Source organism: Magnetospirillum sp. XM-1 (assembly GCF_001511835.1).
Lineage (GTDB): Bacteria > Pseudomonadota > Alphaproteobacteria > Rhodospirillales > Magnetospirillaceae > Phaeospirillum.
Genome location: NZ_LN997848.1, coordinates 567,183 through 579,853, shown reverse-complemented (window position 1 = coordinate 579,853; position 12,671 = coordinate 567,183). Strand labels below are relative to the sequence as shown.

The 12,671-nt window shown below is 66.7% G+C and carries 16 protein-coding genes; 10 read left to right on the top strand and 6 right to left on the bottom strand.

The window, feature by feature from the left end:
* The first annotated feature begins 130 nt into the window (after nucleotides 1–130).
* The 5 genes from XM1_RS02815 to XM1_RS02795 all read left to right on the top strand — a co-directional run bounded on the left by XM1_RS02815 (nucleotide 131) and on the right by XM1_RS02795 (nucleotide 4,235).
* A complete protein-coding gene (locus tag XM1_RS02815) occupies nucleotides 131–898 on the top strand; it encodes a TerC family protein (RefSeq protein ID WP_156428622.1) in 768 nt (255 codons plus the stop codon).
* A gap of 500 nt (nucleotides 899–1,398) precedes the next feature.
* A complete protein-coding gene (fdxA, locus tag XM1_RS02810; RefSeq protein WP_068437436.1) occupies nucleotides 1,399–1,728 on the top strand; it encodes a ferredoxin FdxA in 330 nt (109 codons plus the stop codon).
* Between the two features lie 335 nt (nucleotides 1,729–2,063).
* Nucleotides 2,064–2,558 (top strand): CarD family transcriptional regulator, encoded by a 495-nt coding sequence (locus XM1_RS02805; RefSeq protein WP_068429376.1) that lies wholly within the window; start codon nucleotides 2,064–2,066, stop codon nucleotides 2,556–2,558.
* Nucleotides 2,559–2,613: 55 nt separating this feature from the next.
* Nucleotides 2,614–3,447, top strand: a complete 834-nt coding sequence (locus tag XM1_RS02800) for a hypothetical protein (protein ID WP_068429373.1) — start codon at nucleotides 2,614–2,616, stop codon at nucleotides 3,445–3,447.
* 2 nt (nucleotides 3,448–3,449) lie between these two features.
* Complete coding sequence (locus tag XM1_RS02795) at nucleotides 3,450–4,235, top strand: DUF4197 domain-containing protein (protein ID WP_068429370.1); 786 nt, start codon at nucleotides 3,450–3,452, stop codon at nucleotides 4,233–4,235.
* Between the two features lie 120 nt (nucleotides 4,236–4,355).
* Here XM1_RS02795 and XM1_RS02790 read toward each other — a convergent pair whose 3' ends face one another.
* Nucleotides 4,356–4,946: a malonic semialdehyde reductase gene (locus XM1_RS02790; RefSeq protein WP_068429367.1), complete on the bottom strand. Its 591-nt coding sequence runs from the start codon at nucleotides 4,944–4,946 to the stop codon at nucleotides 4,356–4,358.
* 88 nt (nucleotides 4,947–5,034) lie between these two features.
* On the opposite strand from XM1_RS02790, the gene XM1_RS02785 reads away from it, so the two are divergent.
* Nucleotides 5,035–6,057, top strand: a complete 1,023-nt coding sequence (locus tag XM1_RS02785) for a polysaccharide deacetylase family protein (protein ID WP_231920673.1) — start codon at nucleotides 5,035–5,037, stop codon at nucleotides 6,055–6,057.
* Nucleotides 6,058–6,153: 96 nt separating this feature from the next.
* On the opposite strand, the gene XM1_RS02780 is transcribed toward XM1_RS02785, so the two are convergent.
* Together XM1_RS02780 and XM1_RS02775 are read right to left on the bottom strand one after the other, a co-directional pair.
* Entirely contained in the window at nucleotides 6,154–6,714 is a 561-nt protein-coding gene (locus XM1_RS02780) for an HNH endonuclease (protein ID WP_068429361.1), read from the bottom strand.
* Nucleotides 6,715–6,814: 100 nt separating this feature from the next.
* Nucleotides 6,815–7,489, bottom strand: a complete 675-nt coding sequence (locus XM1_RS02775; protein WP_068429358.1) for an alpha/beta hydrolase — start codon at nucleotides 7,487–7,489, stop codon at nucleotides 6,815–6,817.
* A 78-nt stretch (nucleotides 7,490–7,567) separates the two neighbouring features.
* On the opposite strand from XM1_RS02775, the gene gluQRS reads away from it, so the two are divergent.
* Complete coding sequence (gluQRS, locus tag XM1_RS02770; RefSeq protein ID WP_068429355.1) at nucleotides 7,568–8,410, top strand: tRNA glutamyl-Q(34) synthetase GluQRS; 843 nt, start codon at nucleotides 7,568–7,570, stop codon at nucleotides 8,408–8,410.
* A 127-nt stretch (nucleotides 8,411–8,537) separates the two neighbouring features.
* On the opposite strand, the gene gstA is transcribed toward gluQRS, so the two are convergent.
* Genes gstA through XM1_RS02755 form a run of 3 tightly spaced genes read right to left on the bottom strand, consistent with a single transcriptional unit; the run spans nucleotide 8,538 to nucleotide 10,996 of the window.
* Complete coding sequence (gene gstA, locus XM1_RS02765) at nucleotides 8,538–9,143, bottom strand: glutathione transferase GstA (protein ID WP_068429352.1); 606 nt, start codon at nucleotides 9,141–9,143, stop codon at nucleotides 8,538–8,540.
* Between the two features lie 16 nt (nucleotides 9,144–9,159).
* Complete coding sequence (locus XM1_RS02760; RefSeq protein ID WP_068429350.1) at nucleotides 9,160–9,381, bottom strand: hypothetical protein; 222 nt, start codon at nucleotides 9,379–9,381, stop codon at nucleotides 9,160–9,162.
* Between the two features lie 19 nt (nucleotides 9,382–9,400).
* Nucleotides 9,401–10,996: a gamma-glutamyltransferase family protein gene (locus XM1_RS02755; protein ID WP_068429347.1), complete on the bottom strand. Its 1,596-nt coding sequence runs from the start codon at nucleotides 10,994–10,996 to the stop codon at nucleotides 9,401–9,403.
* 95 nt (nucleotides 10,997–11,091) lie between these two features.
* Here XM1_RS02755 and gpt point away from each other — a divergent pair, with 95 nt between their 5' ends.
* From gpt to irrA, 3 genes are all read left to right on the top strand, one after another.
* Nucleotides 11,092–11,547, top strand: coding sequence for a xanthine phosphoribosyltransferase (gpt, locus tag XM1_RS02750; protein WP_068429345.1), 456 nt, complete (start codon nucleotides 11,092–11,094; stop codon nucleotides 11,545–11,547).
* A 62-nt stretch (nucleotides 11,548–11,609) separates the two neighbouring features.
* A complete protein-coding gene (locus tag XM1_RS02745) occupies nucleotides 11,610–12,035 on the top strand; it encodes a thioesterase family protein (protein WP_068429342.1) in 426 nt (141 codons plus the stop codon).
* Nucleotides 12,036–12,189: 154 nt separating this feature from the next.
* Nucleotides 12,190–12,609 carry an iron response transcriptional regulator IrrA gene (gene irrA, locus XM1_RS02740; RefSeq protein ID WP_068429339.1) on the top strand — a complete coding sequence of 140 codons (420 nt, stop codon included), beginning with the start codon at nucleotides 12,190–12,192 and terminating at the stop codon, nucleotides 12,607–12,609.
* The last annotated feature ends 62 nt before the right edge of the window (nucleotides 12,610–12,671 follow it).

The following is a 12,671-nucleotide window of genomic DNA, read 5'->3' as shown; positions in this document are numbered from 1 at the left end:
AACCCAATTCTCCGGCCAAGCCTCCGCCAATCATCAAAGGTTACCGGGATTTAAGGGACATCTGGGTGGATTTAGCGCCCGAATCACTTACTCTGCCGCCCGGCACGGCAAATGAAGACCGAGGACGATCATGATGATGACCTGGATCACCGACCCCGAGATATGGCTCAGCCTGGCGACCCTGTCGCTGCTGGAGATCGTGCTCGGCATCGACAACCTGGTTTATCTCGCCATCATCTCCAACCGCCTGCCCGAGCCCATGCGTCCGCTGGGACGCCGCCTCGGCCTGGCCTTCGCGGTGCTGACCCGCCTCGGCCTGCTGGCCTCGCTCAGCTGGATCGTCGGATTGGTCGAGCCGGTCTTCGTGGTCTGGGACCACCCGGTCAGCTGGCGCGACATCATCCTGATCGGCGGCGGCACCTTCCTGGTGGCCAAGGCGACCCACGAAATCCACGGCAGCCTGGAAGGCGAGGACGAGGCGGAAGCCGGAACGCCGGAGGCCGGCTCCGGCCAAGCCGCTTCGGCAGGACTGGCGGCGGTGATCGTCCAGATCGCCATCCTGGACATCGTCTTCTCGCTGGATTCGGTGATCACCGCCGTGGGCATGGCCCGCGAGCTCGGCGTGATGGTCGCCGCCGTCATCCTAGCCTCCGCCGTCATGGTGGTCGCCGCCAATCCCCTGTCGGCCCTGATCGCGCGCCACCCCACCATCAAGATGTTGGCGCTGTCGTTCCTGCTGCTGATCGGCGCCACCCTGGTGGCCGACGGCACCGGCTTCCACATGCCCAAGGGCTACATCTACTTCGCCATGGCCTTCTCGCTGGGCATCGAAATCCTCAATCTGCTGGCGCGGCGCGGCAAGCGGGCGCCCGTCAAGCTGCGCAACCCCGTGCCGTGAGTTATGTCCCGGCGATCGGAACCGATCACCGGGATCGCCCTCGAGCGGCGGGCGGGCGCCTTGCGCCCTTGCCTTCCGCGGCACCGCACGCGAAGGCGTGCTTCCGAAATATTTGCCGGCGGAGCCGGTGCCCGCGCGGCCCCTTGGGCCTAGGCTGTATCGACATTCAGGGAATTCGGCCGATTTCAGGCCAGAATGCCTGCCTGAGAGAAATTTCAGCCACAGATGCACACAGATAAACACAGATGAATGAGGAATATTCCTTATCTGTGTCCCGCGTAGCGGGAATCTGTGTTCATCTGTGGCCTGAATCCCAGCCCATCCGCTTGAATGTCGATTGGCCCTAGCCCAATCCCCATACGTGGATTGGGCGTTAAAACCATTTCTCCGCCAGGGTTGAGGCGGCGGGGGGGAGTGTGGTATCGCTTCCGCCGGATTTTCTTCCGGCGAAAGGCAGCCTGCCCGCCGCTTCACGGTTTCAAGGGATATTGGAGAACGACATGGCTTACGTCGTCACCGAGAATTGCATCAAGTGCAAGTATCAGGACTGCGTCGAGGTTTGCCCGGTGGATTGCTTCTACGAGGGTGAGAACTTCCTGGTGATCAACCCCGACGAATGCATCGATTGCGGCGTCTGCGAGCCGGAATGCCCGGCCGAAGCCATCTTCCCGGATTCCGATCCCAAGGCCGCCGCCTGGACCGACACCAACCGCCAGTACGCCGGTTCGTGGCCGAACATCACCCGCAAGGGCGACGCCCCGGCCGACGCCGACCAGTGGAAGGGCAAGCCGGACAAGGCCAAGCTGCTGTCGCCCAACCCGGGCCGCTGACCTTTCCGCAAGATATTGTGGCCGACGCCGCCCCCTGACCCAGAGGGTCGTGGGGCGGCGTTTGCGCATGGGGATATGGCGGAAATGCAGGGCCTTGGGGAATTTTCCTGTTCTTCACAGAAGGCGCCTGTGCTATAAGGGCAAGTCCGTCGAACTGTGCCGACGGATCGCTAAATTGGCATAGCCATCGGGGCGGGAGTTCGCCCACCAAGACAAGCTGCGAAATTTCCACCAGCCCGTCAAGGGCGCGGCTGGCGAGTATCTTTCGTCTCTTGTGAGGTGGGCGTATCGGGCGTTTGCCGGATCCAGACCTTCTGTCGAGGGAATTGTTGAAGATGACGATCGTTTCTTTCTCCCAGGGCGACTATGTGGTCTACCCCACTCACGGCGTGGGCCAGGTGGTGGCCGTCGAGACCCAGGAAATCGGCGGCATGAAGCTGCAGCTGTTCGTCATCACCTTCGACCGCGACCGCATGACGCTGCGCGTCCCGGTGACCAAGGCCCAGAAGTCGGGCCTGCGCAAGCTGTCGTCGCGCTCGGTCATGGACACCGCGCTGTCCACGCTGAAGGGCCGCGCCAAGGTCAAGCGCACCATGTGGAGCCGCCGCGCCCAGGAATACGAGGCCAAGATCAATTCCGGCGATCCCGTCTCCATCGCCGAGGTGGTCCGCGACCTGCACCGCAACGCCAACCAGCCCGACCAGTCCTATTCCGAGCGGCAGATCTACGAAGCCGCGCTGGAGCGCCTGGCCTCGGAACTGGCGGCGGTGGAGCGCATCGACACCCAGGCGGCGACCGAGAAGCTCCAGGGCCTGCTCGAAGCGGCTTGATGTTTGGCTCGGCGGCTGCGACCATGTCGTCCGGTTGCAAAACCCGAGCGGATTTATGAACGTCGAAGCCGACCGGCCATCCACGACTCTGGCTGATTCCAACGTCTTCGCCACCCTGCGGGGCGGCGGCCGTATCTGGGCCGTCGCCGCCATTCGGGGCGAACACGCGCGGCTGTGCGCCCTGCATGCCCGTCTGGCCCAGGAATTACAGCCGGGCGACCAGCTGGTCTATCTCGGCGATTACCTGGGATGCGGCGCGCCTGTGCTGCAGACCATCGACGAATTGCTGACCTTCCGCCGCGCCTTCATCGCCCGCCCCGGGGTCGAGGTCGACGATGTGGTCTATCTGCGCGGCACCCAGGAAGAGATGTGGCAGAAGCTGCTGCAATTGCAGTTCGCCCCCAATCCCGCCGAGGTGCTGCGCTGGATGGTCGACCACGGCATCGCGCCGACCGTCGCCGCCTATGGCGGCACGGTCGACGAAGGCGGCAACGCCATCCGGGACGGCATCCTGGCGCTGACCCGCTGGACCAGCCAGTTGCGCCAGACCATGCGCAATCACGACGGCCACACCACGCTGATGAGCGTGCTGAAGCACGCCGCCTTCACCGACGACAACACCTTGCTGTTCACCCATGCCGGTCTCGATCCCACCCGGCCGCTCTCCGCCCAGGTGGACACCTTCTGGTGGGGGTCCAGCCTGTTCGCGGGCATGGACGAGCCCTATTCCGGCTTCAAGCTGGTGGTGCGCGGCGCCGACCGCCGCAATGGCGGCGTGGTTTACGGTCCCTTCACCGTCACCCTGGATTCCGGTTCGGGCCACGGCGGCACGCTCACCGCCGCCTGCTTCGGCGCCGACGCCGGCATCCTGCAAATCCTGGAGGCCTGATCATGATCCTGTCACCCAAGACCGCGTGCCTTTGCGCCGCGGCCGTGCTGCTGTGCGCCTCTCCCGCCCTGGCCCAGGGCAGCCTGATGGACCTGGGCAAGGGCATGATCAAGCAGGAACTGGAACAGCGGGCGGGGACCTCGTCGGCGGGCGGCGGCTCGGCCGGCTCGTCGCTGTCGGCTTCGGAGATCGGTTCGGGCCTCAAGGAGGCGCTGCGCGTCGCCGCCGACAAGGTCACCGGGCGGCTGGGCCGCGCCGACGGCTTCAACGGCGACCCCTCGGTTCATATCCCCCTGCCCGACAAGCTGGCGACGGTGAAGCAGGGCCTTGCCCTGGCCGGCAAGTCGCAGATGGTCGACGACCTGGAACTGAAGCTCAACCGCGCCGCCGAGGCCGCCACGCCCAAGGCCAAGCAGATCTTCTGGGACGCGGTGCAGAAGATGACGCTCGACGACGCGCGCGGCATCCTGAACGGCCCCCAGGACGCCGCCACCCAGTATTTCAAGCGCACCATGACCCCCGATCTGCGCACCGCCATGCGCCCGGTGGTGGACGGCACCGTCTCGCAATCGGGCGCGGTGCAGTCCTATTCCAGCATGGCCGGCGCCGCCCAGGGGCTGCCCATGGTCGGCGACGCCCTGAAGGCCGGGCCGTCCATGCTCACCGACCACGTGCTCGACTACGCCCTTTCGGGCATCTTCAAGTATCTCGGCCAGGAGGAAGCGGCCATCCGCACCAACCCGGCCAGCCGCTCCACCGACCTGCTGAAGAAGGTGTTCGGCGGCTGATACGGGGCTTTGGAGAAAAGATAGAATTTTGGCCACAGATGAACACAGATAAACACAGGTAAAAGGAGATAAATCCCTATCTGTGTTCACCTGTGTTCATCTGTGGCCCATTCCCCGGCGCTACTCCACCCGGCAGGCCTCGGCGAAGTCCAGGCGCGGGCCCCGGGGGTACAGCCCGGCGGGATCGCCGTAGCCGATATTGACCAGGAAGTTGGAGCGGATCGGAGTGCCGGCGAAGAAGGCCGCGTCCACCTTGGCGTTGTCGAAGCCGCTCATGGGGCCGCAATCCAGGCCCAGGCCGCGCAGCGCCAGGATGAAATAGGCGCCTTGCAAGGTGCCGTTCCTGAACGCCGTGGACTGGATCATCGCCTCGTTGCCGACGAACCACACGCGGGCGTCGGCATGGGGGAACAGGGTGGGCAGCTTCTCGTAGAATTCCATGTCGTGGCCGATGATGGCGGTGACCGGCGCCGCCATGGTCTTGTCCAGGTTGCCCGGCGCCAGGGCGGGTTTCAGGCGCTCCTTGGCCTCGGCCGAACGCACGAAGACGATGCGGGCCGGCTGGCAATTGACGCTGGTGGGGCCCATGCGGGCCAGATCCCAGGCCTGGCGCAGCAGGTCCTCGGCCACCGGCTTCGCCTGGAATTTCGAGTGGGTGCGCGCGGCGCCGAACAGAATCTGCCGGGCCGTTTCGTCGATAATGCCGGTCATCCCCGCCTCTCCTCTTGAATTTTCACCCGCGAATGGGGCAAACATCGACAATGTAGGCGCCTCGGGCGGCGCCCGACAGGGGGCGATCGTGAAACAGTCTGTTGTCTTGGCGCTGCTGCTCTGGCTGGCGGCGGTCGTGGGCCTGCCGGCCTGCGGCTCGGCCGCGTGGGCCGGCGAGTCCGCCGTGGTGCTGGTCTATCACCGCTTCGACGACGACAGGGTCCCCGCCCTCAACACCACCACCGAGCTTCTGGCCACCCATGTGGCCGAGCTGAAGAACGGCGGCTTTGCGGTTTTACCGCTGGCCGAGATCGTCTCGGCGCTGCGCGCCGGCCGGGCGCTGCCCGACAAGGCGGTGGCCATCACCGTCGACGACGCGTCCGCCGGATTCTACGCCCGCGCCTGGCCGCTGCTGAAAAAGGCGGGCTTTCCCGTCACCCTGTTCCTCGCCACCGACGAGATGGATCGCGGCGGCCCCGAGGTGATGAGCTGGGGCCAGTTGCGCGAACTGACCGCCGCCGGGTTGACGGTCGGCACCCAGGGCGCGGCGCGGCTGCGCCTGTCCAAGGCCAGCCCGGAACAGATCGCCGCCGACCTGGCCCGCGCCGGCGCCCGCCTGGACAAGGAACTGGGCAAGGGGACCGAGCTGTTCGCCTGGCCCTGGGGCGAGGCCAGCGCCGAGGCCGAGGACATCCTGCGCCGTTCGGGCTTCGCCGCCGCCTTCGGCCAGCATTCGGGGGCGGCCTGGATCAAGGGCGACCCCTTCTTCCTGCCCCGCTTCGCCCAAAGCTCGGCCTATGGCGATCTGCAACGCTTCCGCCTGTCGGTGCGCTCGCTGCCCCTGCCGGCGGTGGACATCACCCCGGAAGACCCCGCCATCAAGGCCAATCCCCCCGCCTTCGGCTTCACCCTGGCCGAGGACGTGCCGGGCATCGACGGGCTGTCGTGCTTCGCCTCGCACCAGGGGCAGCTCAAGGTGGAGCGCCTGGGGCCACGCGTCGAGGTGCGCATGTCCAAGCCCCTGCCCTCGGGCCGGACCCGCCTCAACTGCACCGTGCCCGCCCTGGAAGGGCGCTGGCGCTGGTTCGGCTGGCAGTTCTCGGTGCCGTGATATTTCTCATCGTCACCCTCGGGCTTGACCCGAGGGTCCATGGATTGCCGGGTCAAGCCCGGCAATGACGGCGGAGAATGAGCTTCCACCCGAACTCTAAAACGGCTCCAGCTCGCTGTCCCAGTACAGGAAGTCGCGCCAGCTTTCGTGCAGGTAATTGGGCGGAAAGGCCCGGCCGTTTTCCTGCAGCTGCCAGATCGAGGGCTGGCCGGGGCGGCTGAGCAGCCCCATGCCCACCTCGAACAGCAGGCGGTCGCCCTTCATCAGGTTGCACGGCGCGCAGGCGGTGACCACGTTGTCCCAGGTGGTCCGCCCACCCTTTGAGCGCGGCAGCACATGGTCGAAGGTCAGGTCGTGGGTGGGGAACCACTCACCGCAATACTGGCAGGAAAACCGGTCTCGCAGGAAAACGTTGAAGCGGGTGAAGGCGGGCTTGCGCGCCGTCGGGATGAACTCTTTGAGCGCGATGACGCTGGGCAGGCGCAGGGACTGGCTGGGCGAGTGGATGACGCGGTCGTATTCGGAGACCACCGCCACGCGATCGGAAACCACCGCCTTGATTGCGTCCTGCCAGGACCACAGGGACAGGGGAAAGTAGCTGAGCGGCCGGAAGTCGGCGTTCAGCACCAGGGCAGGATGGCTGTCGAATGCGACCAAACCCCTCTCCCTTTCCAAGGGAAGACATTCACAAAATATAGTATTCCCTATTGTTGTTCCATACCCCTCTTCGTGATGGTTGAGTGACGGTGTGGAAGGATCAGCCGGAAATGCCGAATACCTGGCCCAGGAAGCCCATGGCCATCTCGGCGCCGGGGCCGTCGATGCCGTGGCCGAGGCCGGGGCGCAGTTCGGTCAGCACCGGCACGCCCACGGCGGCCAGCGCCTGCTCGGCGGCCTCCAGGCAATTGGGGTTGACCACCTCGTCGGCGGCGCCGTGGATCAGCAGGGTGCGGGGACGGGCGGTGATCTCCTTGGGCAGGGTGTCGGGATCGACCAGGGCGCCGGAAAAGCCGATGACGGCCGCCGGCGCGGCGGCGCGGCGCAAGGCCACGTGCAGCGCCATCATGGTGCCCTGGCTGAAGCCGATCAGCGCCACGTCGGCGGGCTGCACCCCCCACAGGGCGATCTGCTCGTCGATATAGGCGTCGAGAATGGGGGCGGTGGCCCGCACCCCGGCCGAGATGGCGGGGATGGAGCGGTCGGCCAGGCTGAACCACTGGCGGCCGAAGGGGGCCATGTCGAAGGCGAAGGGCGCGTCGGGGGCCACGAAGGCGGCGTCGGGCAGGATGGAGGCGAAGAACGGCGCCAGCTCGATCAGGTCCGAGCCGTCCACCCCCACCCCATGCAGCAGAATCACCAGCTGGGCGGCGGGACCGCCCGAAGCGGGCTCCACCGAGGGGCCGGACAGTTTGACGGGGGCGGGGCTGGACATGACGGCTCCTGACGAATGGAATCGGCGGCATTATGGTATGGTTCGTGCCATCTGTCCTGCCAAAGCTCGCGACATATTGTGACCATTACCCGCTTCGCTCCCAGTCCCACCGGGGAACTGCACCTGGGCCACGTCCATTCCGCCCTGTTCGCCTTCGCCGAGGCGAGGAAGGCCCAAGGGCGCTTCCTGCTGCGCATCGAGGACATCGACCGCACCCGCTGCCGCCCGGAATTCACCCAAGGAATCTTCGAGGACCTCGCCTGGCTGGGCCTGGACTGGGAAAGGCCGGTCCGCATCCAGTCCGGGCATTTCGACGATTACCGCGCCGCCCTGGACCGGCTGGACTCCATGGGTCTGCTCTATCCCTGCTTTTGCACCAGGAAGGAGATCGCCCGCGAGGTCGACGGCGCCGGCCATGCCCCCCATGGCCCCGACGGGCCGCTCTATCCCGGCCATTGCCGCCATCTGTCGGCGTCCGAGCGGGCCGAGCGGGCGGAGTCCGGCCAGCCCTTCGCGCTGCGTCTCCACATGAGTGCGGCGGCCGGGCAAACCGGCCCCTTGCGCTGGCACGACCGCGAACGGGGCGAACAGGCCGCCCGGCCCGAGATGTTTGGCGACGTGGTGCTGGCCCGCAAGGACACTCCGGCCAGCTACCATCTGGCGGTGACGGTGGACGACGCGCTGCAGGGCGTCACCCTGGTGACGCGGGGCGAGGACCTGTTCGACGCCACCCATGTCCACCGCCTGCTGCAGGCCCTGCTGGGCCTGCCCGTCCCCGATTACGCCCACCACCGCCTGCTCACCGACGAACACGGGCGGCGCTACGCCAAGCGCGACCGGTCGCTGACGCTGCGCTCCCTGCGCAAGGCGGGACAGACACCGGAAGAGGTGCGGGCGCTGGCGGGGTTTGGCGGGGCATGATCGGGCTATCGCCCGAACCCATTTGGGGCGATGCCCCAAACCCCCTTTCTGATTGATAAATCAAAGGGTGGCTTGGAGGCATCGCCTCCAACCGGGGTACGGGGCGGGAGCCCCGTATAATCGAGCCTCAGGCCAAGCCCTCGGCCTTGAGCGCCGCCTGGGTGGCGGGGCGGGACTTGATGCGCTCGAAATGGGCGACCACATGGGGCCAGGCGGCGGTGTCGATCTTCAGGCGCGGCAGCCAGGTCATCACGGTGAACAGGTAGAAATCCGCCACGGTGATGCGCTCGCCCATCAGGAAGGGGCCCTTGCCCAGCGCCTTGTCCAGGTAATCCAGGCGGCGGCCCAGGATGGTCTTCAGCACCGTCTTGCCGTCCTCGGGCATGGCCGGGTTGAACTGGGTGCCGGCCGGCTTGTGCAGTTCGGTGGCGATGAACACCAGCCATTCCACCAGCTTCATGTAGTCCTGGGTGCCCACCGCCGGGGCCAGCCCCTTTTCGGGCGCCATGGCGGCGATGCGCAGCAAGATGGCGACACCCTCGGTCAGCACCGCGCCGTCGTCGATCACCAGGGCCGGAATGTAGCCCTTGGGATTGATGGCCAGGAAGTCGCCGCCCGTCTCCGTCTTCTTGGCGACCAGATCGACCGCCTCGAGGGCATAAGGGATGCCGGCCTCTTCCAGGGCGATGTGCGACGCCAGCGAGCAGGCGCCCGCCTTGTAGTAGAGCTTCATGGAACGACTCCTCGGTCTAGGCGTCAGGGGGCAGTTCGTTGATGGAATCGCACCCGGTACAGCGATAGAGCAGGTTGACCTTCATGCTCCGGATGGGCACGTCGTGCATCATCTCACGACCGCAGACGCCACAGTGAACATTATCGCCGCCCATACCGATCATGGCGGCGCCGGTATCGACGACATCGCGATCGCCCACCTTATCCTCGGCGACGTGCCTTAAAACAATGGTGCCCATGGAATCCTGATCCTCTCGTTTAAAATGCCGCCACGACGCCGTCGGCGCGGGGATCGGCGGCTCCCTCGATGAGTCCGTCGGGCCGCCGCATCAGCGCCCCGGCGTGCCCCAGCAGCGAATCCCACTCTTCCACCACATGGACATGGTGCCCGGCTTCGGCCAGCTGCCCCCGCACTTCGGCGGGGATGCGCCCTTCCACCTGGATGCCGGCGGGCGGCGGTTCGCCGTCCAGCGAGCGGGCCAGACACCAGCGCGGCGCCGACACCGCCTGCTGCAGGCCCTGACCGTACAGCGCCACGCGGGTGAATATCTCGGCCTGGACCAGCGGCTGGGAATCGCCGCCCATGGTGCCATAGACCAGGGTGCGGCCGTCCTTCAGGCGCGCCAGTCCGGGCGACAGGGTATGGAACGGACGCCGCCGGGGTTCCAGCGCGTTGCGATGGTCGGGGTCCAGGCTGAACGAGCAGCCCCGGTTCTGCCAGACCACGCCGATCTCGGGCAGCACCACGCCGGAGCCGAAGGCGTGGTACAGGCTCTGGATGAAGCTGACGGCGCGGCCCTGGCCGTCGATCACCCCCAGCCACACGGTGTCACCCTCCCGGCCCGCGCCGGGCTGCGGGCTGGCCTTGGTCTTGTCGATCTCCCAGGCCATGCGGTCGAGGATGCCATCCTCCAGATAGGTGGTGGCGTGGATGGACATGCGCGCCGGATCGGTGACGTGGGCGTCCCTGATGCGATAGGCCAGCTTGGCCGATTCCACCAGTCCGTGGATGTGGTCGAAGCCATCGGCCTCGGTGATTCCCAGGCGCTGGTACAGGCCCAGCAGGATCAGCGAGGCCAATCCTTGAGTGGGCGGCGCGGTGTTGAACAGGTGCCCACACGGCAGGTTGAGCGACAGGGGCCGGCGGCGCATGCCGCGATGGCGCGCCATGTCCTCGGCGCGCAAGGGCGATCCGGCGGCCTGCAGCCCGGCGGCGACGGCACGCGCCACCTCGCCGCGATAGAAATCGTCGAGGCCGGCATTGGCGAGGCGCTCCAGCGTGTCGGCCAGGGCCGGCAGGCGCAGCACCGAGCCGGCGGCGGGAACCTTGCGCTTGGCCAGGAAGGTTTCGGCGAAGCCGGGCAGGCGCTTCAAATCGGCCAGGCCGCGCTGGGCGGCGGCGGCCTGATGGCGCGACACGGCGAAGCCTTCGCGCGCCGCGAACACCGCGTCCTCGAACAGCCGGCGTAGCGGCAACCGTCCGCCCCAATGGCCCGAGACGTCGAGCGCCAGCTGCCAGCTGGACACCGCGCCGGCCACGGTATTGGCGGCCAGCGGCCCCCTGGCGGGAATGCGCTTGTGGCCGGCCTTGCGATAGAGCTCGATGTCCACCTTGGCCCCGGCGGCGCCCGAGCCGTCGATGGAAACCGGCGGCTTGCCCGGCTCGGCGATCAGCCAGAAGGCGTCGCCGCCCAGCCCCGTCATGTGGGGATAGACGACACCCAGCGTCGCGGCGGTGGCGATGGCCGCCTCGATGGCGGTGCCGCCTTCGCGCAGGACGGCCAGCCCCGCCTGGGAGGCGAGGTGGTGGGGAGAAGTCACCATGCCCCGGCGGGCCATGGGCGAATGCAGCATCGGGCGGGGTCCTTTTGTGGCAGGGCGATTGTTGCGAAAATGCCGCCCGCCGTCCAGAGTGGCGATACCATTCATCAGCACTCGGCCCGCACTCCATGGATCTGGACCCCTCGTTTTCCCGCACCCGCCCCCTGTCGTGGGAGGAGATACACGCCGTTTCGCGCCAATTGGCCCAAAGCCTGAAGGCCAAGGGGCCGTTCGCCGGCATCATCGCCATCGCCCGCGGCGGGCTGGTTCCCGCCGCCATCCTGGCCCTGGAGCTGGATATCCGCCAGGTGGACACCGTGTGCATCGCCGGCTACGACGAAAGCACCCGCCACGACCTGGAGGTCTTGAAGCGCGTGCAGGGCGACGGGACCGGCTGGCTGGTGGTGGACGATCTGGTCGACACCGGACGCACCGCCCAGGCGGTGCGCGACATGCTGCCCGGCGGCCACTACGCCACGCTTTACGCCAAGCCCGCAGGCAGACCCATGGTCGACACCTATGTGGACGACGTGGAGCAGGAAACCTGGCTGATCTTCCCCTGGGAGGTCACCGAACGGGTTTGACCCGCCGGCCGGGGATATGAATAATCGGCACTCCGATACCGATTTCCGGAAGGCCGAGCCCCATGAGCGTGTTTGCCGTGACCAGGCGGGTGAGCTGGGGCGATTGCGACCCGGCGGGCATCCTTTACACCCCGCGCGTCTTCGACTACTGCACCGAAGCCATCGAACGCTGGTACGCCGGCCCCATGGGCGCCGACTGGCCGACCATGAACCGCCGCGACAACATGGGCTCGCCCACCGTCCACGCCGAATGCGACTATCTGGTCCCCATGCCCCCCGGCCTGGAACTGTCGGTGCGGGTGCTGGTCACCAAGGTCGGGACGTCGAGCATCAATTTCGAGATAGAAGGGGTGGCGGCAGAGGGAACCGTCCACTTCCGCGCCCGCTACGTCGCCTGCATCACCGACTTCGCCCAATCCAAGGCGGTGCCCATTCCCGAACCGCTGCGCAGCCGCATCGAAGCCTATGGAAACGCGTGCCGGGCGTAACCATGTATGGGAAATGGCGATTTCGGCTAAGTTCATAATACTAAAGCCCTAATTCCCAAAAAAATTGGCTCTATGGGACTTTATCTTTCGAAGAACTCTATGTTAGCGTTGAGATAGATCAATTCCACTCCCCCCGGAAAGGGCGGTTGCCACCATGACCATGATCACCGTTCGCCCCTACAGCCACGCCCTGGACCGGCTCCGCGCCGTGGGTCTGCGTCCCACCCGCCAGCGTCTGGCCCTGGCCCGCCTGCTGTTCGACGGCGGCGACCGCCACATCTCGGCCGAGCAGCTGCATACCGAGGCGCTGTCGTCCAGCATCCGGGTCTCGCTGGCTACCGTCTACAACACGCTGCACCAGTTCACCGACGCCGGTCTGCTGCGCGAGATCGTGGTGGATGCGGGCCGCAGCTACTTCGACACCAACACCAGCGACCACCACCACTTCTTCTACGAGAAGAGCGGTAAGCTGTGCGACATCCCCGCCGACCTGATCGCCGTGGCCAAGGTGCCCGACGCCCCCGAGGGCTTCAACATCAGCCGCGTGGAAGTGATCGTCCGGGTGGACGGCTGAGGCTACACGTTTACGGTTCCCTCATCTCCAAGGGAACGAACCGGCCCCGGGGTGCCTCTCGC

Excerpts from the sequence above, each read along its gene's own strand:
- XM1_RS02755 (WP_068429347.1), bottom strand. The coding sequence starts at position 10,996 with ATGCTGCATTCGCCCATGGCCCGCCGGGGCATGGTGACTTCTCCCCAC.
- XM1_RS02760 (WP_068429350.1), bottom strand. The coding sequence starts at position 9,381 with ATGGGCACCATTGTTTTAAGGCACGTCGCCGAGGATAAGGTGGGCGAT.
- XM1_RS02745 (WP_068429342.1), top strand. The coding sequence starts at position 11,610 with ATGAGCGTGTTTGCCGTGACCAGGCGGGTGAGCTGGGGCGATTGCGAC.
- XM1_RS02805 (WP_068429376.1), top strand. The coding sequence starts at position 2,064 with ATGACGATCGTTTCTTTCTCCCAGGGCGACTATGTGGTCTACCCCACT.
- gstA (WP_068429352.1), bottom strand. The coding sequence starts at position 9,143 with ATGAAGCTCTACTACAAGGCGGGCGCCTGCTCGCTGGCGTCGCACATC.
- gpt (WP_068429345.1), top strand. The coding sequence starts at position 11,092 with ATGGATCTGGACCCCTCGTTTTCCCGCACCCGCCCCCTGTCGTGGGAG.
- irrA (WP_068429339.1), top strand. The coding sequence starts at position 12,190 with ATGACCATGATCACCGTTCGCCCCTACAGCCACGCCCTGGACCGGCTC.
- fdxA (WP_068437436.1), top strand. The coding sequence starts at position 1,399 with ATGGCTTACGTCGTCACCGAGAATTGCATCAAGTGCAAGTATCAGGAC.
- XM1_RS02795 (WP_068429370.1), top strand. The coding sequence starts at position 3,450 with ATGATCCTGTCACCCAAGACCGCGTGCCTTTGCGCCGCGGCCGTGCTG.
- XM1_RS02815 (WP_156428622.1), top strand. The coding sequence starts at position 131 with ATGATGATGACCTGGATCACCGACCCCGAGATATGGCTCAGCCTGGCG.
- XM1_RS02775 (WP_068429358.1), bottom strand. The coding sequence starts at position 7,489 with ATGTCCAGCCCCGCCCCCGTCAAACTGTCCGGCCCCTCGGTGGAGCCC.
- XM1_RS02790 (WP_068429367.1), bottom strand. The coding sequence starts at position 4,946 with ATGACCGGCATTATCGACGAAACGGCCCGGCAGATTCTGTTCGGCGCC.
- XM1_RS02800 (WP_068429373.1), top strand. The coding sequence starts at position 2,614 with ATGAACGTCGAAGCCGACCGGCCATCCACGACTCTGGCTGATTCCAAC.